Here is a 25,843-nt window from a genome sequence, read left to right as displayed (position 1 = left end):
GTCCGCAATTACCTCCCGCAGCCAATGATGGAAGGTGTTGTGCCCAAGGGTGACATAAAAGTGCCTTTCTGCTGCATAGGCGCGGCAAGTGCACATCTCATCAAATGCTATCAATAACCATTAGGGAGAATTCGTCCTTCAGATATTCGACGATTGGACCAAAATCATGCGATCGAGCTTCCAATCGCTCCCGAAGGTCACTTTCGGACCCATTCGCGACAAGTTCAATGATCCGGATGAATCCCTCGGTGTGGCGCTCTTCGTCAATTGCCCAAGCGTCAAAGAATGGCGCAGCTTCATCGGAAGCGATAATATCCGCGTCACTACTTCCTGTTTCAAATACCGGGCGTCATATTCTGTGTATAGATCAGGCCACAATTTGTCCCAACGTGCGCGGATAGCCGACGGCTCAGCAGTGAACATTTCTGGCGTAAGAGCATTGAATAATTCTTTTGGACTCCACTTTCGTCGAATCGGCGTGATCATCCGAATGCCCTTAGTCGCCAAATGCGCGAGCGGCCCCGCAAACCGTCGGCCGTCCGTACGTCGCTCGGTAGATGCTACAAACAAGCAAGAGATCTCGTCGCCTCCTTGTTTTGGGAGGCTGATGGCCAGAGACCTTTCGGCTGGCTCAAGCGTCGCCTCGAATTGGCCGTTGCGTTTCGTGCTGCACGCGGCCGCAAAACCGGGAATACCCTGGCATGGCTAGTCGCCGGTGAAGACGACCTCACCTGACCCCTCGAGCGTCGTTCTGGAGGGATAGCCATTGCTGACAGGCACGATAGTGTCAGCAGATCCACGACGCCGCCTATCGTTGTGTGGAATTGTCACACGTTTTCGAGCATGTAGTTGGCGCAACGCGTGTTATCGGGACGCCCTGGTACCAATCGGGGAAGGGTCATCTGCGTCCGGTAGATCGCAAATATTAGGATCGCTGCTGTGGCCGTCTACGTTTCGGCGGTTCCGCGCATACAGCTTCCGACGAATATCGATGAGCATCTCTGTCTGGCCGCCGTTTGAATCGCTTCATTCTCGTACTATTCCCTTTTGCGCTCCCGCCGCGCAAGCGCGCAGCCAACGTCAACCAAGCCGAGCGACCGAAGAGACGCGGAAACCCGTATGCGAGGCCCTGCCTCCCGCCGAGAGGCGCGCGATTCACAAGATCTGTCGCTAAGCAACATTTGGGTTGTTGATCGGGGAGGTCGACAACTGTTCAGTCGCAGTAGCGATCAGAAGGGAGAAGCCCAGGCCCGCGTGCCGTCGCTGCTCGTGAAGGCAAAGGGATATCGGCAAAGCACCGCGCTCCGTGTCTCAAATCACCAATATACGGGTCGCTCGTGTTAAGGGTTTGAAAGACACGCCAGATCACGATCGTCCGATCGGGCTTGCTGCCTTGCTCCCGTTAGCTATCTCTCGACTTCGCTACCTGAACATAAGCGAAGCCAACGGGGTGCAGAAGCGCCAGATATGGCAAGCGACGAGGCGGGTTTGGCGTGGATGTGTTCTTCCTGGAGATATCATTATCGGTCGCCGCCATCCGCAACGTTCTGCCAACCAATCCCGCCGTCGGCCTGCGACCGCTAACGTTTCGAGTAAGTTCTTGCCCGGGGATAGCAGGCGAGGAGATTCACACGTGACCGGGATAGCCGTGATGGAAAAGGTGCGTCGGTATCGCGCGATAGCTTCGCTGTGCGGCCAAACCGCGGCATTTCGGCCAAGTCGAGGAGACTCATTGCTGGCGCAAGCTGCAGATTGGGAAGAGCGCGCGGTTGCGGAGCTCGAGAGATACTTCAATTGTTCTGCTGCACGTTCTGCTTGATTGTGCAGCCGGCGGCTCATCAATCAGCACGTGTGGACCGCGATCGGAATGGATCAGAGGAGGAACTCGAGGGCGCCGAATTCAAAGTAGAGAATACATCCGCGAAGCCTTTGGCCGTCCGCGGAGGGGTACGGGTCATTTAGTATCGCTCATTTTTATTTCATCGGGCTCGGAATCGCGTTCGGCATTGGATCGAGTGGTCCGCTGAAACATGATAGGTCGTACTTGTGTCGACGCATGTGGTCGCGGGGATCTGCGCCCGTTGAGGTTCCGCCGACATAGTGAGCCTAGCAGTTGGCAAGCTAACAGCTAACCATCTAGACTTCGGGATTTCGGTCCGCTCTCGGTCACCGCGCTACTTTGAACGAGCCAAAGCGTGCCGTCGGTCCGTCTGCGATGTTGGGTCAGCGCCGCGGGCCTCTGTCTTGCCTTCCAGGGCGAGGGACAGTTTGAAATTATTGCGCAGCATCGGGTTTGCGGGGTCCGCTGCGAGAGCTTGGCGGTATATTTCTTGGGCCTCCCGGTGTCGGCCCTCGTGATCGAGAACAACTGCTTTGGCATTCAATGCGCGCAGGTCGCCGGGGGCCGCCATCAGCACGCCTTCGAGCACCTCGAGCGCATCGTTCGGACAGTTGCGTGCCAGCAGGGCTCGTGCAAGAGGAATCGCATCGTCGATGTTGTTCGGCCGCTGCTTCAGTGCATCGCGCAGAGCGTCATCGTCAGGATCCCGGCCGAGCGCGTGCGAAATGCGCTCGCGCACGGCAGGATCGATCTCCTTGCTGTCTGCGAGGTTTGATGTGGACGCCTGCTCCGGTGAAACACCCGATCTATTCGAGCTAGCACAGCCCGCGAGCGGCACCACGGCGAGGAGTGCGAGTAGAGCTGGCCAGGCCCTTGGAAGAATGGAGCACAAGCACCTTCGGCCCCGGATCTCATTTGAGTTCATAGACTATCTCATGGCGAGCGTGTACACTGCTAACTCGCAGCGGGAAGGAGGCCGCCCCGTTCCGGTGCAGGGACCCTGTCCTTCGAAGCTGGAAGCTTAATGGACCCAATCGGTTGAACCGTAAAATCGGCAGCGAGGTCTTGATAGGATAGAACAGGTAGGTCGATTCCGTTGCGGGTGAGAAAGCCACGCACGAAACGTCGGATGTCCATCGATCCAAGAATGACAGGCTGGCTCTTGCTTTGCGCGATGGTCGAGTGGATGTGACGGAACTGTGCAAGCAGCTTCTCGCTCTGCCATTCATCTAAAACCAGGTATGGGCCGACAGCAGTTTCGCGCACCGCGCCGCGCACAATGTCTTCGCTCTCGCGCTCGATGATAAAGGCGGCGACAACACGATGCGCGTTAGCGTAGCGGAAGCAGATCTGTCGCTTCAGAGTAGCACGAACATATTCAGTCAGCAGGACGGCGTTTTGCTCGCGTTCGCTCCACTCTGCCAGCGCCTCCAGGAGCAAGCGGGTGTTGCGGATGGGAATGCCCTCATCGAGCAGACGCCGCAGGACCTCGGCGATCCGAGGGACGGTGGCCGTACGCAGAACCTCCTTCACCAGGTCCGGGTATTCCTGCTCCATCCGGGCGAGCAATTGGCGGGTTTCCTGGATGCCGACCAGGCGCTGTGCATAGCGTGTCAGGGTGGAATGGAGACGCAAGGCCAGAATCTCGCTCGGCCGGTGATATCCTATTCCGGCCGCTTTGAGAGCGGCTGCATGCCGTTCTTCAATCCAGACCCGATTCGTCTCCGGATCTTGCCGAAAAGGGATGCCGCTCAGTTCGATATTCGCCAAATCGTCATTGAGCGCCAGTTGCGTGGGATCGATCACATCACGTTCAACTGGCACACTGTCGACATCAACCCTGAATTGCGACCTGGACAAGTTCTGGCCGATCTGGGCCGGGATGCGTGGAACGGTGATGCCAAGATCCGCCGATACCAGTGTAGAAACACGCGCAATGCACTGTTCCAACTCGTCTTTGTCGATCGAATGCGTCAGGTCCGGTGCGAGAAATAGAGCGATCGGAAGTGCTTCCGCATGCACGGCTTGCTTCTGAGCCGGCGCAGGAGCCGGCGCGGAAGCAACGTGGTCAGCGCCTCTCTTGACGGTAGTCTTGTCAGCTTTCGTGCCGACCTTGACATAGCTTGCCGCCGCAAAAAGAACAGCCAGGACGACGAAAGGCGGCAAAGGGAAGCCTGGAACTAGTCCCATGAATACCAAAACGCAGGCGGCCAACCTAAGCGCCTGTGTGCTCGCTGTAAGTTGGTGAACGATATCGGCGCCCAGCTTGAGCTTGGAAGGCCCGTTCACACGCGTGACGATGGTTGCGGCCGTAATTGACAGCAGTAACGCAGGTATCTGTGAAATGAGTGCATCACCTATCGTGAGGAGGGTGTATTGATGCAGCGCTTCATCGAGCGACATACCCTTAGAAAGCAGGCCGATGCTGATGCCGCCCAGCATATTAATGCAAATGACGATCAGTCCGGCGATCGCGTCGCCCTTCACGAACTTCATCGCGCCATCCATGGCGCCATGAAGTTGGCTCTCTTGCTCCAGCGCGGCGCGCCGGCGACGTGCTTCGTGTTGATCGATATGGTTGTTGCGCAATTCCGCGTCTATTGCCATCTGCTTGCCCGGCAGCGCGTCGAGTGTGAAACGGGCCGACACCTCTGCGACCCGCTCGGCACCTTTGGCGAGAACCATGAACTGAACCATGGTCACGATCAGGAATATGACAATTCCGACGGCGATATTCCCCGATATGACAAAATCGCCGAAGGTGTGGATGATGCTGCCGGCGTCGCCCTCAGCAAGAATCAATCGCGTTGTTGCAATAGTCAGCGCCAGACGAAATACCGTCGAGATCAGGATGACGCCTGGCAAGGACGAAAAATCGAGCGGCGTGCTGAGATAAAGGGCAACCATCAGCAGCAATATAGCAAACCCGAGATTGAAGCCGATCAGCATGTCGATGACAATGATCGGGATCGGCATTATCATCATGCCGATCGCCAGAAGCAGCATCAAGGCGACCATGAAGTCCGGGTGGGCCGGCGCGCGCACGACCAAGTTACGCAAAGCGTTGGCCATGAAAGTTCCCTATTGCTGTTTGATGAAGGCTGTACTCGCGCGCAATGACACATAGCGCTGGAAAACATCGCGAGCCTCGGCCATGCGGCCGGCGTGCCGCAATGCGTGACTACGCAAGAGCGTCATAGGTACGCGCGAGGACGGGTGCACGTCGAGGGCGTCCAGTCGATCCAGCACATCAAGCGCTTCATCGCCAAGGCCCTCCGCGATAAGAGTGTAGGCCAGGATGCGGAGCAGGTCGACGTCGTGGGAATGCTCGCGCGCTGCGATTCTCAGCAGAGCCAGACTCTGTGCACTCTGCCCGCACGCGAGGTGGACATAGGAGAGGGCGCAGAGCAGGTCGCGCTCGGGTCCTGAGATCGACAAGATATCGCCCGATTTGGTAGCGTCCGGCGACAGCGTGGCGGGGACATGCTGCAATCCCTTAGCGTCGACCATGACTTAGCCCTTGATTATGCTGTTTTGGTTTTGCCGAAGCAGAAGGAGTCGACGCAGCTCCTGCTGCAGGATTGCCAGACACTCACGGGCTGTCTTGTCGTCTGGCGTCGTCTCCAACGTCTGGGTTAAGCGTTCCAGAAGAACACCATGCTTGTCCGCGCGCAGCACGTCCGGATGACGAAGACGTGGGATGACGAACGCGAGTAGTCCGTGCGAGAGATTGGATCCGTAAAGCGAAGCCAGTACTGCTCGTGGGTCGATTTCATTTGCCCCGGCACCCATCTCGAACAGAGCAACGCCCGAGACAGCGTCTATGGAATTGACCTCGAGAGCGGCTTCGCTCGCGCCTTCAATTGGCAGATTCTGCGCGGGCGCGTCTCGCCACGACGCCCGTTTCGTGCCCCCATTTGCATGAGCAAGGCCGATTTCCATATCGACTTGCGAGGAGGGCGAGCCGATAGCTGTTGCGTTGTGGCCCACGTCTAATCCCTGCGATGAGGTGCCGGGCCCTACCGCGTGCTGGGGCAGCCTAGCCATCGACTTCTCCTTCTTTCTTGCAGGGTAGAGGCTCTAGTACGGCAAAGCAGCAAATTGGCCATTGCGGCTGAGTAGAACTCGTCCATCCTCAATTCGATCGACCGTCCACCCATTGTTTAATAGCGCACCGACAAAATACTTCTGCCCGCCGATAAGCAGATAGGGTTCGCTTCCACGCCAAACAGCTTGGACAGCAATTGAAGACGGCGTCTTCTCCTTGTTGACCGTTACCGCATTCACAAGGCTAGGAGTGCCGTTGGTTTGACGATCGAACCATTGCTGAATCTCTTGCCATTTGACAACAAGGTTAGGTGTGATGGTGCCTTCCGCGGTCACAACACCAGGGCCGGAAGCGACTTTAACATCAAGTAAGCCCCGTCGTTCGAGCTCTTGCCGCAGCAATTCGGCGATTCCATCAGCTGCGCTCGAGTCATGATGATTGAGGGCCGGTTTGCCGGCGCCCTCGATTGCCGGCACCGAATCATTACTCAGCGCCACTGCGCTGTCGGTAGGGGCGAAGACCGTTGAGGCGGTGCCGATCGCGACAGAGCTGAGCAAAAGGAAACTGAGTGCCACGATTGAGCCTCGTGAGCGATTGCCGGAACTAGCTTGCGGGAGATCCTGAGTAGACCAGCGAATAGACATCGCGCCGACATGAACGATCGTAGGAAGAGCTAAACTGACGCGCTCGCCTGCAGTCATAGACTCGTGGCCGTCGACGCTGATGCCAGCAGCAAGTGCCTCCAATTCGATTGATTCGCGCTGTGGAATGATACGAAGGTGATGCGGTTCGAGCCCTTGCTCCACGAAGATTATATCAGCATCGAGGCCGCTGCCGATAAGACTGTCTCCGACCGGCGCCTTGCCCCTCAGCCCGGTATAGAGTCCCGACAGCACCTCAAAGTCGAGGGAAATCGATTGGTTCACGGACAATCTCCTGAATAACGAGAGAAGCCGTACGGCAGTGCCGTACGGCTCATTCAGAGTTCGTCATTCACATCGCGGCCATGACAAGCGATGCGGTGAGCCACTCGTATTGCAGAATTACTGGACGCGCTCGTCGGCGACCTTCTTCTCGGACGAGAGCTCGGTCGTGATTCTGCGCATCGTTATGGCCTGGGACTGAACCTTCCGGCTAACAGCCTCGAATTCGGCCAACTGATTCTGGAACCCTGCATCCCCGGTCTGCTGGGTGCCAACTGCACCAGCGTTAGAGCCAACATTGTTAACTGCCATCTCGATTCACCTTTCTTCGTTGTATCTTGCTGCTTTATCGCCTGTTACGTCGCGCGGGCCGGCGAAACGATAGCTGGAATCGAAAGAAACAATGGTTCGCCTCCAAGCGTGCTGAAGCTGAGGTTCAGCTCCGGGTGCTTGCAGAGAGGGTCTGGCTTGGTCTCCGCGCTGCATTTTTCGTCGGCATATTTGGTGTCGGCGGCCTTGTCAGTATCACTCTTCTCTGCCTCCAGATTATGGACGATCTTTCCGAAGGCCTTGTCGACGGTCCCGCCCAGAGCGGAACCAATCGCCGCTCCTGCGGGGCCGCCGAGCCATCCGCCGGCTGCGCTTCCGATCATTTCTCCGATCATCGGTTTCTCCTATGCTCGTCTGTTACGCTCAATAGACGACTCCTCGCCTAGAGTTCAGCGTGCTCATGCTAGGAGCGCTACCTTTCCAGAAGCTGACGAGGCGAACGTTCGAGGAGACTGTTGCCGCAGTCTACCGCTTGCTCGAAATATCCGTCGCCCACTAGCCCTTATGGTCCGCGCGTCGAAAAGAATAGCGTTCCGGTGCATGACTGCGGGGTCGCGCGAATGCTGTTTTCTCGCCAAACCAGCGGCGTCACTTCGGTCGCGTGTAGCAACTGGTCGATAAGGAGGTCGTGTTGTGGTGGCTGGTTGGCCCATCCAGGCCCAGCTTTGCTGTCGAACTGAAGCACGCTTTGGCGGTATCCCTGATGCTGCGGAAGCTAGTAGGGTGGTCGCCTGTACGCCTACAGATCGCATCTGCATCGGTGAATCGCTGCAGCACTTGGTCAATGCCATCGCAGTAAGTGCGACGTCGGGGAGTGTATTGCCGTCAGCTTTTCGACAGGTATTGCGGGTAGCGTTTCAGGAGTGGAATGCGCGTGCGATGTGCTTGTGCCAGGACTGCGGCGTTGAATGAAGGGGCTTGATCAGGGCTGCAGGTGCCTGGCAATGCGCTTGGTGGCTAATGGCGCGTTTACAGGTCTGAAGGGCGTGTTCAGTTGACTAGCGTGTAACGCTTGCAGTTTGCAGCCTTCTTCTATGCAACAGGAGTGAATTAAATGCCGTATCTTCCCGTCGCCGGTCTTCCCGTGGTCGGCGCGCTCGATTCGACGATGAACGGAGTGATGCCGGAAGGCGCGGTTGTCGCTCCTACTTTCAACGCCTTGTTAGGGCAATATGCCCCGGTGGGCTATCAGTACCTGCCGGTAGCTTCGCCAACCCCGGTCCTCACAGGTGTCGTTCCCGTCGCCGTGGCTCCAGCAGTTGTTACTACCCAGGCGTACATGATGGCGCCTCCTCCTCCCACTATGCTGGTGGGGCAGACGAGTCAAAGCTCTGAACCTGCTGTGGATCCGGTGTGGACGCATGAAGTCAAGGATGGCAAGGCCACGATCAATCTCGGCGACAAGTATACGATTACGGCCGACGAGAAGGATGGCACCTGGACAATCCGAAACAACCAGACCGGCCACGTCACGAAGATCCATGGCGACCCCCACGTCGATGCCGACGGCGACGGCAAGGACGACTTCGACTTCAAGAAGGATATGACGTTTCAGCTCGACGATGGCACGAAAATTACCGTCAATAACGTCGACTACGGCAATGGTGAGGCCATCTCCTCAAGGCTTACCATTACGAACGGCCACAACGCGATGGTTGTGGAGGGGCTCGGCGACGATAAGGATGGCAAGAACAACCTGAGGGTGACGCAGTCCAATGCCGGCATGACCCTTGATGAGTTGACAGCCGATGGTGCTCAGACCATCCATGAGAGCGGGCAAGGCTGGGCCGATGGCGCCGGACGCGCGGTAAATCAGGCGAGTATCGATGCGGGTGAACAGGGACGCGGCCCCGGCAACTACCAGTATGCAAGTCAGTCGACAGGCTCTGCGAACCCCGTCTTCTTCGTTCCGCCTCCGCCGCCGCCTCTTGCAATGGTGCCGGTTGCGGTCGCTCAGGCCCCCGCGCAGTCGACTCAGCCGGCGCCAGTTTGGTCGCATGAGGTGAAAGACGGCAAGGCGACGATTAACCTCGGTGATAAGTATACGATCACGGCCGATGAGAAGGACGGCACGTGGACTGTTCGCAACAACCAGACCGGTCATGTCACAAAGGTTCATGGCGATCCTCATGTCGATGCGAATGGCGACGGCAAGGATGACTTCGACTTCAAGAACGGCATGACCTTCGAGCTTGACGACGGTACAAAGATTACCGTGGACACGGTCGAGTTCGGGAAAGGCAAAACCATTTCCTCAAAGCTGACCATTACCAACGGCGACAATGCGATTGTTGTCGAGGGACTCGGTGATGACAAGGATGGAAAGAACAATCTGAAGGTGACCCAATCCAATGCCGGCCGAACCCTAGATCAACTGACGTCTGATGGAGCTCAGACAATCCACGAGCGAAATCAGGGATGGGTTGACAACTCTGGACGCAGGGTGACGCAGTCGGTCATCGACCACAATGAGAACCCGGACGCGCCGCCGGACTTCAAGACTCTGATGCGGGAAATGATGTTGCAGCGGGTTGCGTAAGGCGCGAATCCTCTTTGGACAAATCGTGGAAGCGGGCGCTAGCGCCCGCTTTTCATGTTCAGCAAGCGAGCATGAGAACAGACGCGGCTTATGGATCCAGATCGCCGTTCACGTCGGAGATGGCGCCAGTCCGATAGCTCTGGCTCCAACCGCGCCAACAAGCCCTCACCTCAGGACCAAGTACCGGCAACATCTCTCAATGCTGTTGCGAAGGCGCACGAGTTGCACAGGCCTCCGGCTCTGGGCCCCAAGGCCGAAGATGCTAGCGCTCAGGAAAGTTTATCGGGATCTCTCTTGCGGACAGGCTCGCGGTCAGCCGTGGATCGGTCTAGAGACAGCCTAGCGAGCGCGATCAATCCTCGGATAGGGAAATGTTGCACTGCTATACGTGCTATCGTTCATAAAATGGGCTGAGAGCGCTCTTATCGTCGTCATTGGAGACAGGAACCGAGGAGCTTGCCGGTGGTTCGGCCTTGCTGTGCAAGTCTGCCCCTACGGAAGACCAAAAAGTCGCAGCAGCCTTTGCCGAGAGATTCGGGTGCACACCCATCGTTGGACCCGCTCGCGAGCATTTGGAGGTCGCTGAAGGCACGTCTGCTTGCTGCAGGTATTAAGTCCCGCTCGCTTCCCTAAATCGTGCTCGCTTTAATAACCGCGCCCAAGTATCTCCTTCCCGCCTCACCCGTCGTCCAGCTCGCTCATGGCATCATCCATATCCGACTGAGAGTCGCTTATGACTTGCGTGGCAACGGAAATGAGAGCCTTCTCGAAAGCTCGCTGCAATAGCGCTGCAGGCGAATGGTCGCCGCCGTTCGCTGCAGTGTCAGCGCCTCCGCCAACCTCTGGCCTTGTTGCTGCGATATCGGTTGCGCCTGCGTCCATGTCGTAACACCCAGATAGCGGCGTCGCCGCGAGATGACCTACTTACTAATAGCAGGGGGCAGCTTGCGAGAAGCTGACGAAGATCGAATCTCGTGCGCGATGAGTTCTGAGGCCACTTGTTGATGTACAAGGGACTGTGCTCACAAGGCGCGGAAAGTAGATCGGCTGGGCATCTGCCAGCGACCAGAGCGGTTGTGTGCGCAAGCATTGGTCAGCGAATATCACGTTCCGTCTCGGGAAAATCCTGTTACATCAATCCAGCGCCGCTTGCGCGATGCTAAAGAGTTTGAAGGCCGCCTGGCCAGCTTGGCGGCTGTTGCCGTGGATGCGACCGGCCTCCAATCAGAAGTGCTGTTTCACCCAGTCTGATCTTGGCTCGGCTACAGCCGCTAATAGATGGGCGGATCTTCTGGGTCTGCGGGTCCGTCTTCCTCCGCATCTTGTGGCCAAAGGCTTGGGTCTAGCGATGGTGTGAGACGAATGAAGCCCTCTTCTCTCCACTCGGCTGTGTGAGGCACCCCGAGCATAGTGAAACCCTGCGTTCGGTGCTGCTTGCTCGGCTTCACTCCGCTGCGCTCCAGCATGTCGATTTGAGCGCCTGTGGCTGTTTGACCAGTGAACACCCAGTAATCCTTGGCGAGATGTCCGTTCAGCATACGGAACTCCGAAAGTTCTGGCGGTGCAGCTTCGGAAGGCCCAGCTTGAGGTGGTCCTGCTTGCAATTGTGGGGCGTGAGAGGGGCCGGCGTGCGACGGCTCAGCCCGCAAAGGGGCGACGCACGATGGTCGCGATGGCTCCGCCTCCGGTCCCCCCACGTGTGGTTGCTCGGAATGCGACGGGCCGACATCCACATTCTGCCATATCAGATCTTGATCGAAACCAGGATGTTCCTCGATGGACTGAGCGATGGTTTGCTGCGAGAGATGTTGCGGGAGGTTTTCCGCCGGTGGCTCGGCATCGGCCGCAGGGGGGCTATACAGATCATCCTGCCAATCCAAGTCTGGTAAATAGAGGTGCGCTGCATCCAGATATGGCGCATAGGAGTTCCTGGCATCCAAATATGGAGAATAGGGATGCCCAGCGTCCACATACGGGGAATAAGTCTCGCCCTGCAGCACTGGAGGAGGGGCTCCATCTGGCGGAGCACTAGCCTGCGTGTGCTGAGCTGCCGCTCAAAGTCGATGATGTCCGTGGTCGTTCGCGGTATGTCGGGCTCTGGGCTCGAAGCCGCCGAGCCGAGTGCATTGAAATCCACCTCATTCCTCCCTTCAAATGATGGAACACTTCGAGCTATGCAAAGGCACCGTGCTCGCTCCGAAGCACGTGTGCGGAGGCTCGCATTGACCTTTAAGTGCTCGCACTAGCTTCAAAGATGACGCTAACCACCTTTCGATCGAGCATCCGTGCCTAATGCATACATCCGCGGGCTGTCTCCATGAGCTGGCCGTGTAGAAGTCGCGCGCTCGTTCTGGGCACCCTACTTTCGAGAAGCTGACGATCAGATGGATTCAAGCCAAGGCCGGTTCGCCCAAATCGCTCGGATACACATCATCAGGTATCATTTCCGGCCTGGACCGGCTTCCCGCACGACGCTGTCCTGGTGCGGAGTATCGGAAGAGTAATGACCTTCCGGTCGTCCGTCCCGAATGACCGTGCTGGAGGAGCCGCGAAACAACATCAAAACCGACTCGCGTTGTGGCCTTTCGGCCGCGACGGGATCCCGCCGGGCCTGCGCCTCCGCCACAAGGCCTTTGAGGGTCTGGTCCACCAACGCAACAAAGCGCGGTGGGCCAGAAGCCAGGACGAGGCCCTCTCCCGGAGCCGGTTTCACGATATAGCGCTCATCGGAGATGTTGAGCGCATCGAGCGCGGTCTTGAACGCACCGAAGCTGATCGGGTTCAACACAATGAGCCGGCTTTGCGCCTCGTGGGCAGCGGAGACGTAAAGGACAAGTCCGTCGTAGTACCATTGAAGATTGTAGAGGGCTGTCAAACGTTCGAGGAACTCTCGCGGCGGAAGGTCCGGCATTCGTCCGCGGATCCTGCCCCTTACCTCGGCGCTGACATTGACCCTGATGTTGAGATTGTTGCCGAACTCCTGAAGAGCCGCAGAAAGATCCTGATCGAGAACGGTGTAGCTATAAGGGGCCGAGGGTAGTGAAAGGGAGGCGCCAAACGCGCGCATCATTCCGAGATAGACGATCCCACCCACATAGAGAGCTTTCTTTAAGATTTGCACCATCTTAGATCGCACAAGCATTTCCAGGCGCCTTCCACTCAGAATAGACCGGAGTTTCATTCGAACTTGGAAGGCAAACGTGAGCTTTAGATGACGCAATCACCGGCATTTTCGTCAGCTTTTCGTCAGCTCGCTGATCTATGAACTTGATCTGCTTATCGGTAAACGCCTGGTCTCATCGCACGAGAACAATGACTCCTTCCATGCTGTTAGGCGCAACGCCGATCTCTCCCAGTTCAGTCGACTGTCTTCCCAGTGCCTGCTCGCCGGCGGCTACTGGCGAGCAGGGGGGCTTTGAGCAGGCTCTTGCGCAAGCAGCTTCCAGTGAAGGAGCCGCCGCCCGGGTCGCGGACAGGCCGGTGGTTGCTCCGCCGCTAATGGAGGTTCAGCGCGCGACCACGTTGGCAAATCCGCCGGGCGAGCGCGTCCTTCATACCCTTTCGGGTATGTACCATAGCCATGCCGTTCCTTCGTCTGGTGGAGGCGTGCCGACTGCTGTGACCCGTCTGCAGCCTGGGCCGGCTAGCCAGCCGGTCTTTCAGTCTGACGATGTCGGCGGGCATGCGGCGGTTAAGCCGGTTGGGACGGATTTCGATTCGATGATGGTTAATCTGCGAGACGTCTATAGAGACGTCATTCAGGTTTCGCTCGTGTCCAAGGGTACTAGTGCTGTCAGCTCGTCGCTAAACAAGCTGCTCTCGGCAGGCTGAGTGAGGCTGGTGAGTGGCGTGAAGCAGACGGGTGGCCGAGGCTGTCAATCGTGGCGGCGCCTTCGCATATGTTTTGCTCTGCCCCTTCTCCTTCCGCTGATCGGCTGCAAGGCTGATCTCTACACTAAAATTCAGGAGCGCGAGGCTAATGAGATGCTTGCGCTTCTCCTTGGTAAGGGTGTTGATGCCGTTCGTGTTGTCGCCAAGGACGGAACCAGTACAATCCAAGTCGAGGAAAAGCAGCTCGCCTATTCGATTGACCTGCTGAATACCGAGGGGCTGCCGCGCCAATCCTTCAAGAATCTCGGCGAAGTATTCAAAGGATCCGGCCTCGTTGCCTCGCCGATCGAGGAGCGGGCCCGTTACGTTTATGCTCTAAGCGAAGAATTGTCGCGCACAATCAGCGATATAGACGGCGTCCTTTCAGCTCGTGTCCATGTCGTTCTTCCGAAGAACGATCTGCTGCGGCAAGATGCGACCCCGTCCTCTGCGTCGGTTTTCATCCGACATGGCTCGAGCGCGAAACTGTCGGCGCTGCTACCGCAAATTAAGATGCTTGTCGCAAACAGCATTGAAGGTTTGTCCTACGACAAGGTCGCGGTCGTCTTCGTGCCGGTTGAGCGGGCGCCGCTCGAGCAGTCGGCCGCGCCGGCGGCCGCTGCGGCTCATCCAGCCAAATCTGGTTCAGTGCCCTTGCTTGCACTCGGTGTGGGGGGCGCCGGCGCCGCACTCGGCATCGTATGTTACGTGTTGCTGGGCGCCCGTCTTCGTCAGTCCGGACAATCATCGCGCAAATGGACCATGTTCGGTACACGTTCGAGTGCCCCCGCGGTGCAGGCTGCCGGCAAAAAGATGATTTCTGATGCGACATAGTCAGGACGCTCATGTCGACATCGATATCCTCAACCGAACCCAATCGTTCGTTCATGCTGGCTGCCGATCGGCTGCGCGAGCTCGTGGCCTCGAGCCATCCGAGCCGTTTCGCTGCGCGTCTTGATCCGCTGCTGTCGCCTCCCACATTGGATAGGCTACAGCGCAGTGCCAGGCTGCAGCCAAGGCTAGCCGAGCTGCTGCTTGGCAGCGAAGTGGATCTGAGCGACGCCGCTTGGAACGAGGACCCTCTGCTCGGGCATGATCCGCGTCGGGCTGCGCTGCTCGCGGGCAGCATCTGGCATGCATGCTCGGTCCTCAAGCTGGTATCCCGGCACGATCTATCGATATTAGTCGAAATGATCGGCGCTGAAGCGCACGCTTTCGGGATCCGGCATTTATCCGATGCGGTCGCAACCACACCCATTCTCGATCCTGAGGAGTTGTCGCGACAGATCGAATGCGACGGGCATGCTTGTCTCGGCGCCTGGCTCGAAAAGGCATCATCAGTTGACCGTATCCGCGTGCTTCTACGCCTGCCAATTGGGACCAGCGCGGAGAATCCGGCTGCCGAACATCGTAGAGCGGCCGGCCCGCTTCTTTCCCTGGTGATGGCTCATTTGGCAGCGGAGCCCGCCAGAGCATGACAGCCGATCCCCCAGAATTCCCCGTGCCACCACAGATTCGGCCTCTCGGGCCCTTGATCTCGGCAGCCGAGCTCAAGATCTGGCACGACGCCGTAGAGGCACGAGCTGCTGCCGAGCGGCATCTGCAGCGGGTTCGCGGTTGGGCACGCCAGGCCTATGAGCGGGAACGCGCGCGCGGCCGCGTCGAGGGCGCAAAGGCAGGCGCAGAAGAGATGGCGCGACTGATAGCGCAGGCTGCTTGTGAGCTGGCGCAGCGAAAGGCTGTTCTGCAGCGGGAATTGCCGCAGCTGGTCTTTGAGATTGTGCGCGATCTGCTTGGCGCGTTTGATCCGGGCGAGATGCTGGTGCGGGGTGTTCGTCACGCCATTGAGCAAAAATACAAGAATACGGAAGTTTGCCTTCACGTGTCCCCCCTGAGGGCCGATCTGCTGGCCAGTGAGTTCAGGGGCTGTGACGGGCTGGAAGGCCGGCCGAAGGTCAGGATTGAGCCGGATCCGGCGCTGACGGCGGACCAGTGCGTCTTGTGGAGCGAGTTTGGCAATGTCGATCTCGGACTTGGCGCGCAGCTCCGCGCCCTACGGCTCGGGTTTGGTTTGTCTTCGCAGGCAGGTGAATTGTGACCACGCAACAAACAACCCGTGAAGCCGCGGCCGGAGAAGGAACTGTCCAGGCCGCGCTCTCATCCTTGAGATCTTCTGCGAAGCATATCGATACGCGCGCCGTCCGCGGTCGGATTACGCGGGCAATCGGCACGCTGCTGCATGCTGTCTTGCCGGAGGCCCGCGTCGGAGAGCTATGCCTGCTGCAGGATCCCCGCACCGGGTGGTCGCTCGAGGCCGAGGTGATCGGCCTGTTGCCCGATGGGGTGTTACTCACGCCGATCGGTGACATGGTCGGGCTGTCTAACCGTGCTGAAGTTGTCACAACCGGACGGATGCAGGAAGTGGCAGTCGGTCCCGATTTGCTCGGTCGAGTGGTCGACAGCTTTGGGCGCCCACTCGATGGCAAAGGTCCCATAAAGGCTGACGAAGCCCGCCCGTTGCGCGGCAAGGCGCCCAATCCAATGAAGCGGCGCAGCATTGAGCAGCCCTTTCCGCTCGGCGTGCGCGTCCTGGATGGCCTTCTGACGTGTGGAGAAGGTCAGCGCATTGGAATCTATGGTGATGCCGGTTGCGGCAAGTCGACGCTGATGTCGCAGATCGTAAAAGGGGCGTCCGCCGACGTGACAGTCGTCGCGTTGATCGGCGAACGTGGACGGGAGGTGCGTGAGTTCATAGAACGTCATCTTGGCGAGGCCCTCCGTCGTTCCGTGGTCGTGGTCGAGACATCCGACCGTTCGGCGATGGAGCGGGCTCAATGCGCCTATATGGCAACGGCACTCGCCGAATATTTCCGTGACCAGGGACTGCGCGTCGTTTTGATGATGGATTCTTTGACGCGCTTTAGTCGCGCTATGCGTGAGATCGGCCTTGCCGCAGGAGAACCGCCTACCCGGCGTGGCTTTCCACCGTCCGTGTTTGCACTGTTGCCAGGCTTGTTGGAGCGCGCCGGCATGGGTGAGCATGGCTCCATTACGGCCTTCTATACAGTGCTTGTCGAAGGTGACGGCACGGGCGATCCAATAGCCGAAGAATCACGCGGCATTCTCGATGGCCATATTATACTTTCGCGCGCGCTGGCCTCTCGAGAGCATTTTCCGGCTATCGATGTGCTGTCGAGCCGAAGCCGCGTGATGGATGCAATCGTATCCGGGCCGCATCGCAAAGCGGCATCCTTGTTTCGTGATCTGCTCTCGCGCTACGCTGAAGCCGAGTTCTTGATCAAGGTAGGCGAATACAAGCAAGGTTCTGATCCGCTAACTGATCGGGCGATTGCCTCGATCGAGGATCTGCGAGCATTTTTGCGCCAGGGTCAGGACGAGGCATGCAGTTTTGAGGAGACCATCGCGTGGATATCACGTCTGACCGCCTGAATCCCCTGCACGCGTCGAAATTGCGGCTCGTCAAGGAGATGCGGGAGCGGAGCGCCCTCCGTGAGGTGTCCAACATGGAAGCCAAGCGCCGCATTGCCGTTCAAGCCGTCGAAATAGCTCGCGAGCATCTTGCAAACGCCGAAGAACGACGCGCAAGGGTCGAAGCGGAGCTCTATGGGGAGATGTTAGCGGCTGATGCAATTTCAGTCTCCGAACTGGAGCGTCGCCATCATCTCATCATCGGCCGGCTCACAGACGAGATCGCAGCGGCGCAGCGGAGCCTTGAGGAGGCTCGTGCTGCTCATCGGCAGGCCGAGGCTGCGGCTGTTGAGGCGCGCACCCTTTGGACCAAACGTTCGGCCGCGAGTCAGAAATGGCACGAGATCGAGCGCGACGTTCGGCGTATCACAGATGCGCATTTCGAGGCTGTGGTCGAAATCGAAGCCGATGACGAGGTCCTGCTCCGTCGCGGCCGACCTGGGCAAATGGGAGGCGAGCCGACATGATGGCTGATCTTCGTGTGCTAGAGCCTAAGGACTGCAATGTGGAGGTGGCGCCTGCGACACACAGATCGGGTGGGGCCGCACCCTTTAAACCAGCGCTGACCATATCTCATGAGGTGGCCTCGTGGCTCAATGAGATTGCGGCTTTGCGCACACCTCTGCAAAGCCGCCTCGGCGAGAAGCCGCTGTCAGTTGGTGTAAGCCGGCTTGTCTGGGAGGCGGAGGCGGCGTCGTCGTCGATGCTTAGCTGCGTCTTTGAAGTAGACGGAGAGAACGTTGTCATGTCCTTGCCGGGTCCGCTTGTGGCAGCACTGATTGAGACTGTGCAGGATGGGCTGACCCTACCTTCTGAGCCGGCGCGTTCGCTGATCCTGGAACTTGCGCTCGAGCCCTTGCTTTCTGCACTGGAGAGTACGACCCAACTGACTCTGCGGCTTGTTCGCGCTGATGAAACGCCGAGCGCGAGACCTTATCTCGAATTCGACGTCGTCTGTGGTCAGCTCGCTAGCAAGGCTCGCCTGCTTCTATTCTCGTCTCTTGACGGTCCGGTTCCGCCGGCGTTCCGCACCCTAGGCGAGCTGCTTGCCCGATTGCCCCGGCAGACACCCAGGCTGTCCTCCGAACTCCGGGTCATCGTTGCAGGCCATATTGGTTCGCTCCGTGTCTCGATCGGCGTTGTTCGCCAAGCACGGCAAGGCGACGCTCTGCTCCCCGACACAATTCCCCTCGCGCGAGGCCAGATCATTCTCACTGCAGACCAGCTGTGGGCCCCTGCAGAGATTGGCAGCGACCGCCTGGTGTTGCGGGGACCATTCCGCTTGGGATCCCACCCTCTGAAAAGTGAAGATGTGATGACACAAAGCCCGACGCAGCAGCCCCCCTCAGAGGCCGATATCGATAGTCTTGAGATCACACTCGTATTCGAATGTGGCCGCTGGCCGATGTCTTTGGGGACCTTGCGAACCATCAACGAAGGCCACGTGTTCGAAATTGGCCGGCCGCTTGACGGCCCGATCGATATCCTTGCTAACGGCCAACGTATCGGTCGCGGCGACATCGTGCAGATCGGGGAAGAACTGGCTGTCAGGTTGCGCGGTAGGTTGGCGCTTAATGACTGAGGTTCAGCCCAGCATCCTTGCGCTTCTTGCGATAACTGTCGGCCTTGGCCTGTTGGCCTTTGCAGTCGTCACAACCACCGCCTTCATCAAGGTTTCGGTTGTTCTCTTCCTCGTGCGCAATGCTCTGGGGACCCAATCGATACCGCCGAACATCGTCCTTTACGGAGCGGCACTGATACTGACCGTTTTCATCAGTGCTCCGGTCTTTGAGCAGACCTACAACCGCCTTACCGAACCTCAACTTCGCTACCAAACCTTTGAAGACTGGATGACAGCCGCCAAAGAGGGGCAGGAACCGTTGCGGGCCCATCTCAAGAGGTTCACCAATGAAGAGCAGCGACGATTCTTCCTATCGTCCACTGAGCATGTCTGGTCGGAGGAGATGCGCGGCAGCGCCACGGCAGATGATCTTGTGATTCTTGTGCCATCGTTCCTGATTGCCGAGCTCAAGCGTGGCTTCGAAATCGGCTTTCTTCTTTATCTTCCCTTTATCACCATCGATCTGATCGTCACGACGATTTTGATGGCCATGGGCATGTCGATGGTCTCACCGACGGTCATATCTGTGCCGTTCAAGCTTTTTCTATTCGTCACTATCGACGGCTGGTCACGCCTCATGCACGGGCTGGTGTTAAGCTACACGACACCGGGAGGTTAACGATGAACGAAGCCAGCATCCTCACGCACTTGAGTCAATCGCTTGTTCTTTTCATGCTCTGGGTTCTGCCGCCGCTGCTCGCAGCTCTCATCTCAGGATTGATCGTTGGCCTCATCCAGGCGGCAACCCAGCTCCAGGATCAGACCTTGCCGTTGACCGTCAAGCTGCTGGTCGTCGTCGCCGTTCTCGCCGGGTTTTCTCCCGTGCTCAGCGCGCCACTCATCGAACAAGCTGAGCGCATCTTCAGCGAGTTTCCTGCACTCACCGCGAGATATTAGCCGGAGCTTGGATGGCTGGCCTGTCCCCCGCCGATGCGCAAGCGGTCGTCCAGGGCGCGATCGAACTCGTCGCCGCAACCAGTCTGAGCGCGGCCCGTGCCCTAGGCATCATGATAGTGCTACCCGTCTTTACGCGCCCGCGCATCAGCGGCCTAATACGGGGAAGCTTTACGATCGCGATTGGCCTGCCATGCCTCGCCCAAGTCAAGCTCGGCCTAGCAGCACTGGACTCGAGCACACGTCTGGTCAGCGTCACCATGCTTGGGCTTAAGGAGGTATTTGTCGGTCTTGTGCTCGGCGTCCTGCTCAGTATTCCGCTATGGAGTATCCAGGCAGTTGGCGACATCATCGATACCCAACGAGGAATTTCAAGCCAGGTTGCGGGCGAGGACCCCGCGACGCACAGCCAGGCGTCCGGAACGGGACTTTTTCTCGGCATAACAGCGGTTACGATCTTTGTTCTGGTCGGCGGTCTTCGGATGATGGTGAAAGGTCTGTATGACAGCTATCTGGTCTGGCCCGTTTTTCAGTTCTTGCCTGCGGTGACGTCGCAGGGCGCGATGGAATGTCTGGCCCTTCTCGATCATATCATGCTGACGACGCTGCTGATCGCCGGACCGGTGCTGGCGCTGCTGCTGCTGGTCGATATCTCGGTCATGATGCTCGGCCGTTTCGCATCTCAGCTCAAGATGAACGATCTCTCTCCGATGATCAAGAATGTCGCTTTCGGTGTCATTATGGTCAGCTACACCGTCTATCTGCTGGAATACGCGGAAGCTGAGACCTTGAGCTCGAGCAACATGCTCGAGCATCTGAAAAAGCTATTGAAATGAGCGGGACGAGTGAGGAAAAAAAGCTTCCTCCAACGCCAAAAAAGCTGCGCGACGCGCGCAAGAAGGGGCAGATTGCGCGCAGCTCCGATCTGGTGAGCGGCGTCAGCGCCTGTGCCGGTTTCGGCTGCCTCTGGTGGCAAGCAGGTTCGATCCAGGATAAGTGGCAAGAGACGGTTCAGCTGGTCGATAAACTGCAGGAGCAGCCGTTCACAAATGCGGCGCCGCAAGCGCTCAGCGGCATACTAGAGCTTTCGATTGCAACTGTCGCGCCGTTGCTCGCCGCTGCCGTGACAGCAGCTCTTTTGGCCAATGTCCTGGCCAATGGCGGCTTCATGTTTGCGTCGGAACCACTCAAGCCGAAGCTCGAGAAACTGGATCCCATCAAGGGCTTGAAACGCATCGCCTCCAAACGTGCGGCCATCGAGCTTGGCAAGACGCTGGTCAAAGTGGTTTTGCTTGGTGCGGCTTTCTTTGTCAGCGTGACCGCGAGCTGGAAGGCGCTTGTGTACCTGCCGGTCTGCGGGATGGGCTGCTTTGGCTTCGTTTTCAGCGAGGTTAAACTTCTCACCGGGATGGCCGCTGCAGCTTTTCTGGTCGGCGGCTTGGCCGACCTTCTAATCCAGCGCCGGTTGTTTATGCAGGATATGCGCATGACGGAAACCGAGGCCAAGCGGGAGAACAAGGAGCAGCAAGGCAATCCGCAGGTGAAGCGTGAGCACCGGCGTCTCAGGCAAGAGTCGGCCAACGAGGCTCCGCTCGGTATCAGTCGCGCCACGTTGATAGTGCGGGGATCGGCAACGTTGATCGGCCTGCGCTACGTTCGTGGTGAGACCGGCGTGCCGGTCTTGGTCTGCCGTGGCGAGGGCGGAGCTGCTTCACAGCTGCTTGGTGAGGCGCGCGCGTTGCGCCTCAAGATTGTGAATGACGACGTCCTGGCACGTCAACTGCTCGGCACAGCAAAGCTCGGCAAGCCGGTTCCCTCGCAATATTTCGAGCCGGTCGCAAAAGCACTCTATGGCGCTGGTCTGGTCTAGATCATCCTGCACGTTGCGGATCGCAGCGTCAGGGTAGTTTCGTCGGGAAGGGCGCGCCTAACCGCCCCGGCGCCATAGGCCTACCGTGGTCGCGATGCCTAACTCACGCTGCTGGATAAGCCTCATAGATTGTAGGCTCTCTCTTCAGCCGTCGATCTCGGAGAGACGACATCCGGTTACGTCTTCTCTGTCCAAGCGCTCAGGGCGGTGATGGGGACCTTATTGAGCACGAGCACGCTACGTGGAGAGATCGATTGGTGCGGGTGAACCAGATCCGCCAATCGACCTGCGACCGAAACCGTCTATCGGAGCGGCTGCACATTTCGTGTTGTCGTTCCTGCGGCGTCGAGCGCTGCCGTGCCTGCTCCATCTTCTCCGTTGCTCTTGTTGTGTGGAGCGGAGGTACCGTACTTGGCAAGAGGAATGGCGGCGCGATCGCCATTACTCGCGACGACAGACCGATTCTCCAGCAGGTCCAGCGGATCGTTCACCATGACGGCCAGATTATTTTCCGTCGAGCAGCCAAGCGTCGGGTCGAACGAATTGTCGTTCACGGCAGGTCCTACGATCAAAAGCGACGGACAGATCGGAGGATGGGCTTGAAAAGTGATTGCCTCGATCCTCACCCCGGAGGAGGGCGGTAAATCGACCGGAGAAGCAGACAGGCGGATGTTATAAGGAGCAACGCCCATAACGCGTGCCTCGTGCGCCACTTGGGCCATGAGCCGAGGCGAGCCGGTGACATCCACATGAAGCGCATCCCGCCGGCCGCCGCTGACGTTCATGAGAAAGCTCCGCAGTTGACGCTTTTCCGAGCCACGAACGCTCCGCAGGAACAAGGTGCGTCTCTTCTGCTCGACCAGTATTGCTTGTTCAGCCGGCCCGAGATGGATCGAGGCACTATTTGCGCAGCCGCCCAATGTTGTCCCAACAACGATCAATTGGCACAAATGTCGCAAGCTCATTTGACGATCCTCATTCGATGATAAAGCCGGCGCTGCCGGTCAATCCTGGTGCGCTGGCGCGAGGCGCATCGCGGTCTCGCGGCGGCCGGGCCACCGTGTTCGTCAAGATCCGCCCCGCGTCTGAGGGCGGTGCGATGCGGTCGGTTGGCGCGCTCATCCTGTTCGAGTTCGATCCGGGCCGTACGATGTAAGGCGTGACAATAATGACCAGCTCCGTTTCTCGTTTTTGAAAGGATGAGGAGCGAAAAAGCGCACCCAGGATCGGCACGTCGCCGAGCCAGGGAAACTCGCCAATGTCAGTGTTGAAGTTGCGCCTGATCAGGCCGCCGATTGCAAAGCTCTGACCACTGGCGAGCTCGACCACGGTGCTCGCCCGCCGCGTCGAGAGTGCAGGGACGGCTATGCCATTGATTTTGACTTCGCCTTCGCTCGACAGTTCGCTGACCTCGGGCTTCACACGGACATTTATCTGATTGTTGTTAAGCACGGTCGGGACGAATTCCAGGCTGACGCCGAACTGCCGGAATTGGACGGAAACCTGTCGATTATCCTGCATGACCGGGATCGGAAATTCCCCGCCGGCGAGAAAGCTTGCCGCTTCACCGGACATCGCGGTCAGATTCGGCTCAGCCAGGATCGAGGCGAGGTGCTCGCTCGCGAGAGCATCGAGAACAGCGCTCAGGTTAGCGTTGCCGGCGCTAAACCCGATCCCAATCGTGCCGCCGCCGCCGGCCGCGCCGGACCCGCCACCTTTGCCGGTGGCAAGGAAAGCGCCGTTTGGGCTGGAGGCCGTGAAGTTGATATTGAGGTCCTTGACGGCGCTGCGAGAGACTTCTGCCACCCGCACGCTGAGATTCACCTGCAGCGAGCCAGCGACCTGAATCTTATTGACCACCAGCGCGCCCGGGCCAAGAAACTGCTCAGTGACCTTCCTGGCGTTCTCGACGACATCGGCACTGGGCGCCGTACCGCTAAGGATAGCGCCGCGTGGGGTATAGCTGACCTGAATCGGATAGTCGCCCACCTCGGCCTTCAGCGCGGCACGCAGATCCTCGATCGGTTGGGTAACGACAACACGCAGCTCAGCGAGAGCCTCTCCCTTGTCGTTCAGGGCGAACAGGCTCGTCCGTCCGGACTTTTTGCCGAACACAAAGATCGTGGTGTTGGACGGGGCCTGATAATCGGCGACCGCCGGGTCGGCAATAAAGATGGTCGTAGCCGGTCCGGTCAGATGAACTGTCTTGCCCTGGGAGGAGGTAAGATTGAGCGTGCCGGTTGTGCTGCCAGGCGCGGCACGTGGCGGTTCTCCTTTGCCGTCCCTCTTTGTCTGAGCTGTGACGGCAAGCGGAAATAGCAGACCGACTACGCATAGGAGGTAGCGGACGCGGGGAAAAGCGGCATATTGCGAGCCGCTGGCGAACGGCGACGGCTCATCGGCGCCGGCGGCACAATTAACGACGTTCAAGGGAGTGTTGCTTTCAAGTTCGATCGGCTAGGCAGCCGATGCTGCGCCAATAAGTTCAAGCGTGTAACCGACACCGCGCGCAGTCTTGATCCTGAGCGTTGCACCCGCCTGGCTCAAATGTGAGCGTAAGCGATAGATCCCGACTTCCAGCGCATTGGTCGAGACCTCGTCGTCAAACGCATACAAGCTGTCTTCGAGCGATGCGCGCGGCACGGTACGGCCCGCGCGATAGAGCAGATGTTCGAGAATGCACACTTCGCGGCGCGCAATTCTGAGGAGTCGGCCACCGACCGAGACCTGTCGCGCGATCGGATCGAAATGCAAATTCCCGAATGTCACTACCGGGGCTGTCATTTGCATTGAGCGTCGCAAAATAGCTCGCATGCGAGCAATGAGTTCGTCGGTAGAGACAGGCTTTGGCAAAAAATCGTCTGCGCCCGCATTGAAAATCGCGATCCGTCGACTGATATCGTTGAGGCTGCTCATCATCATGGCAGGCATCGACCGTCCCTCGCGCCGCAACTGTTTCAGCCAATCCAATCCGTCTCCATCTGGCAACGCCAATTCGAGCAGGACCATGTGGTAGTTCGCGCAATCGAGCGCGGCCGCCGCCTCGTCCAGAGTGCGTGTGACGTCGACGGCGAAGCCGCGATTCAACAGCACGTCCTTCACGTCGCGGGCAAAGTCCGAGTGATGATCAACCAGGAGAATTCGCATTCATCGCCTCTCGTCCATTCACAGCAAGACCTGAGCGCGATGAGTCCGATTATGGGGCTCGATGGACCTGAGAGGCGGTTTAGTTGGGGTGAATTTGAACCGCCCGAAACCAGAGGGCGGAACATGTTGCCAGGTGATCGATATGTGGGGGTCCATTGTCATCGTATGGACCATAGACCGCCGCGGACTGCTTACGGCGCCGGCGCCGCTCAACATGCCCCTCGTGCTAGCAAGATAGTTTGTGTTGTTTGCCGCGGCAGCGCGCTGACGCCTTTGTGGGTCGATCACAGCCGTTCTTGCGTGTCCTGAGCCGACGCTTGCGGTGCGAATAGCGCCAGGCCGCGCGATCGAAACCGTGGCGCGGGAGACGATCGGAGTTGTGGCTGAACAGATGAGCGAAACCGACATTTAGAACCCTCCGAATTGGTCATGGTCTGCGGTGGTCTTGTTAGACCGTTGAGCCCGTCGTGTCGTGGAGTCACGACAATGCAAGTCTTTTCCGCATTCGAAGACACATCACGCCGCGCATCTGGCCGATGGCTTCACTGCTCGAGATGCACGACGAAACGATCAATGCCTCGCTCGGCTCGAAGAGCACCCTATTGCTGGGGAATCGTTCGCACGCAAGGTTGTCAACCGTGCCGAAGTTCCGTTGCGCCCGAGGTTCCCTCGTCCGCAGCAGCCTAGCGAAAGCTGAGAACGATGCCCCAATCGAGCTCCACGGTGCTGCCTCGCGCATAGATCCAGGTGGCTATACCAGCACCTTCTCGTCTCACGTGGTGCACGGCGCCAGAATAACCGGATCTCGAGTTTGGAATTGGTGTGTGCCCAAGATGGCGTCCGCCGGCGTCCTGCTCGCGCGCCGCATCTTGATTCGGTTGCAAGCGTATCGGTTCTTCGTCCTTCGATCTGCACGTGGGGGACGTCGGACGCAGGTCCTGGAGCGGAGAAATCCAGCAGCGTGATGGGACTGAGCGGAGGAGCGTTGTGCTTTTGAGACGTTCGCAATTCTTGCTACCTGTCAGGAAGAGTTCTAGGCTGTCAGAAATCCTACAATCTGACGCAAGGTGAGATTCAAGTGCCTTTAACCGCTGGTTGGAGGCAGTGCCCTTGTCGTCGCAAGAGTCTGAAACGATGACGACGCGTGCCGAAACCAGACGTCTGATCTGGGCCTATCGCTTGTCTTCTCCCCAATGTCATGGGCATTCCCTCGGTCCATTCAAAGCGTAGCTCGAGCCTAAGGCGATGACAGTGCGTGAACGCGATCGTCTT

General features: G+C 58.5%; 22 protein-coding genes. 12 read left to right on the top strand and 10 right to left on the bottom strand.

Translation table 11 applies throughout. From position 1 onward, the window contains the following. Nucleotides 1-2,174 precede the first annotated feature (2,174 nt). The 6 genes from HZZ16_RS37435 to HZZ16_RS24105 form a co-directional block, all read right to left on the bottom strand. Complete coding sequence (locus HZZ16_RS37435; RefSeq protein WP_311974236.1) at nucleotides 2,175-2,579, bottom strand: hypothetical protein; 405 nt, start codon at nucleotides 2,577-2,579, stop codon at nucleotides 2,175-2,177. A gap of 215 nt (nucleotides 2,580-2,794) precedes the next feature. Further along, nucleotides 2,795-4,912: a type III secretion system export apparatus subunit SctV gene (sctV, locus tag HZZ16_RS24125; protein ID WP_197952367.1), complete on the bottom strand. Its 2,118-nt coding sequence runs from the start codon at nucleotides 4,910-4,912 to the stop codon at nucleotides 2,795-2,797. Nucleotides 4,913-4,921: 9 nt separating this feature from the next. Further along, nucleotides 4,922-5,350: a tetratricopeptide repeat protein gene (locus HZZ16_RS24120; RefSeq protein ID WP_197952366.1), complete on the bottom strand. Its 429-nt coding sequence runs from the start codon at nucleotides 5,348-5,350 to the stop codon at nucleotides 4,922-4,924. A 3-nt stretch (nucleotides 5,351-5,353) separates the two neighbouring features. Further along, a complete protein-coding gene (locus tag HZZ16_RS24115; protein ID WP_197952365.1) occupies nucleotides 5,354-5,887 on the bottom strand; it encodes a hypothetical protein in 534 nt (177 codons plus the stop codon). A gap of 33 nt (nucleotides 5,888-5,920) precedes the next feature. Then, nucleotides 5,921-6,814: a SctD/MshK family protein gene (locus HZZ16_RS24110; RefSeq protein WP_197952364.1), complete on the bottom strand. Its 894-nt coding sequence runs from the start codon at nucleotides 6,812-6,814 to the stop codon at nucleotides 5,921-5,923. A 353-nt stretch (nucleotides 6,815-7,167) separates the two neighbouring features. Beyond that, nucleotides 7,168-7,476 (bottom strand): hypothetical protein, encoded by a 309-nt coding sequence (locus HZZ16_RS24105; RefSeq protein WP_197952363.1) that lies wholly within the window; start codon nucleotides 7,474-7,476, stop codon nucleotides 7,168-7,170. A gap of 719 nt (nucleotides 7,477-8,195) precedes the next feature. Here HZZ16_RS24105 and HZZ16_RS24100 point away from each other — a divergent pair. Further along, a complete protein-coding gene (locus tag HZZ16_RS24100) occupies nucleotides 8,196-9,680 on the top strand; it encodes a DUF1521 domain-containing protein (RefSeq protein ID WP_197952362.1) in 1,485 nt (494 codons plus the stop codon). Nucleotides 9,681-12,120: 2,440 nt separating this feature from the next. On the opposite strand, the gene HZZ16_RS24095 is transcribed toward HZZ16_RS24100, so the two are convergent. Further along, the gene (locus tag HZZ16_RS24095) at nucleotides 12,121-12,804 is read right to left on the bottom strand and encodes a secretin N-terminal domain-containing protein (protein WP_246510386.1); all 684 of its coding nucleotides are present in this window, start codon (nucleotides 12,802-12,804) and stop codon (nucleotides 12,121-12,123) included. A 137-nt stretch (nucleotides 12,805-12,941) separates the two neighbouring features. On the opposite strand from HZZ16_RS24095, the gene HZZ16_RS24090 reads away from it, so the two are divergent. From HZZ16_RS24090 to HZZ16_RS24040, 11 genes are read left to right on the top strand one after another with little or no spacing between them, the layout of a single operon-like run. Beyond that, nucleotides 12,942-13,511: a nodulation protein NolB gene (locus HZZ16_RS24090; RefSeq protein WP_311974235.1), complete on the top strand. Its 570-nt coding sequence runs from the start codon at nucleotides 12,942-12,944 to the stop codon at nucleotides 13,509-13,511. Nucleotides 13,512-13,529: 18 nt separating this feature from the next. Beyond that, complete coding sequence (gene sctJ / locus HZZ16_RS24085) at nucleotides 13,530-14,384, top strand: type III secretion system inner membrane ring lipoprotein SctJ (protein ID WP_311974234.1); 855 nt, start codon at nucleotides 13,530-13,532, stop codon at nucleotides 14,382-14,384. 11 nt (nucleotides 14,385-14,395) lie between these two features. After that, the gene (locus tag HZZ16_RS24080) at nucleotides 14,396-15,028 is read left to right on the top strand and encodes a nodulation protein NolU (RefSeq protein WP_197952359.1); all 633 of its coding nucleotides are present in this window, start codon (nucleotides 14,396-14,398) and stop codon (nucleotides 15,026-15,028) included. After that, the gene (sctL, locus tag HZZ16_RS24075; protein ID WP_197952358.1) at nucleotides 15,025-15,648 is read left to right on the top strand and encodes a type III secretion system stator protein SctL; all 624 of its coding nucleotides are present in this window, start codon (nucleotides 15,025-15,027) and stop codon (nucleotides 15,646-15,648) included. The genes HZZ16_RS24080 and sctL overlap by 4 nt, the downstream gene beginning before the upstream one ends. Then, complete coding sequence (gene sctN, locus HZZ16_RS24070) at nucleotides 15,645-17,000, top strand: type III secretion system ATPase SctN (protein WP_311974233.1); 1,356 nt, start codon at nucleotides 15,645-15,647, stop codon at nucleotides 16,998-17,000. Before sctL ends, sctN begins: the two co-directional genes overlap by 4 nt. Beyond that, nucleotides 16,976-17,506, top strand: coding sequence for a hypothetical protein (locus HZZ16_RS24065; RefSeq protein WP_197952357.1), 531 nt, complete (start codon nucleotides 16,976-16,978; stop codon nucleotides 17,504-17,506). The genes sctN and HZZ16_RS24065 overlap by 25 nt, the downstream gene beginning before the upstream one ends. Then, nucleotides 17,503-18,621: a type III secretion system cytoplasmic ring protein SctQ gene (sctQ, locus tag HZZ16_RS24060; RefSeq protein ID WP_197952356.1), complete on the top strand. Its 1,119-nt coding sequence runs from the start codon at nucleotides 17,503-17,505 to the stop codon at nucleotides 18,619-18,621. The genes HZZ16_RS24065 and sctQ overlap by 4 nt, the downstream gene beginning before the upstream one ends. Beyond that, nucleotides 18,614-19,279 (top strand): type III secretion system export apparatus subunit SctR, encoded by a 666-nt coding sequence (gene sctR, locus HZZ16_RS24055; protein WP_197952355.1) that lies wholly within the window; start codon nucleotides 18,614-18,616, stop codon nucleotides 19,277-19,279. The genes sctQ and sctR overlap by 8 nt, the downstream gene beginning before the upstream one ends. A 2-nt stretch (nucleotides 19,280-19,281) precedes the next feature. After that, nucleotides 19,282-19,557 (top strand): EscS/YscS/HrcS family type III secretion system export apparatus protein, encoded by a 276-nt coding sequence (locus tag HZZ16_RS24050; RefSeq protein WP_197952354.1) that lies wholly within the window; start codon nucleotides 19,282-19,284, stop codon nucleotides 19,555-19,557. Nucleotides 19,558-19,568: 11 nt separating this feature from the next. Next, complete coding sequence (gene sctT / locus HZZ16_RS24045; protein ID WP_197952353.1) at nucleotides 19,569-20,390, top strand: type III secretion system export apparatus subunit SctT; 822 nt, start codon at nucleotides 19,569-19,571, stop codon at nucleotides 20,388-20,390. Then, entirely contained in the window at nucleotides 20,387-21,424 is a 1,038-nt protein-coding gene (locus HZZ16_RS24040) for an EscU/YscU/HrcU family type III secretion system export apparatus switch protein (protein WP_197952352.1), read from the top strand. The genes sctT and HZZ16_RS24040 overlap by 4 nt, the downstream gene beginning before the upstream one ends. 302 nt (nucleotides 21,425-21,726) lie before the next feature. On the opposite strand, the gene HZZ16_RS24035 is transcribed toward HZZ16_RS24040, so the two are convergent. The 3 genes from HZZ16_RS24035 to HZZ16_RS24025 are packed head-to-tail and all read right to left on the bottom strand — an operon-like array spanning nucleotide 21,727 to nucleotide 24,571. Continuing rightward, entirely contained in the window at nucleotides 21,727-22,389 is a 663-nt protein-coding gene (locus HZZ16_RS24035) for a CpaD family pilus assembly lipoprotein (protein WP_197952351.1), read from the bottom strand. A gap of 10 nt (nucleotides 22,390-22,399) precedes the next feature. Further along, nucleotides 22,400-23,854 (bottom strand): type II and III secretion system protein family protein, encoded by a 1,455-nt coding sequence (locus tag HZZ16_RS24030; RefSeq protein ID WP_197952350.1) that lies wholly within the window; start codon nucleotides 23,852-23,854, stop codon nucleotides 22,400-22,402. A 27-nt stretch (nucleotides 23,855-23,881) separates the two neighbouring features. Continuing rightward, nucleotides 23,882-24,571: a response regulator gene (locus HZZ16_RS24025; RefSeq protein ID WP_197952349.1), complete on the bottom strand. Its 690-nt coding sequence runs from the start codon at nucleotides 24,569-24,571 to the stop codon at nucleotides 23,882-23,884. Between the last annotated feature and the right edge of the window lie 1,272 nt (nucleotides 24,572-25,843).

This window comes from Bradyrhizobium glycinis, assembly GCF_016031655.1.
GTDB classification, from domain to species: Bacteria; Pseudomonadota; Alphaproteobacteria; order Rhizobiales; family Xanthobacteraceae; genus Bradyrhizobium; species Bradyrhizobium glycinis.
This window is presented reverse-complemented; position numbering and strand designations above follow the sequence as displayed.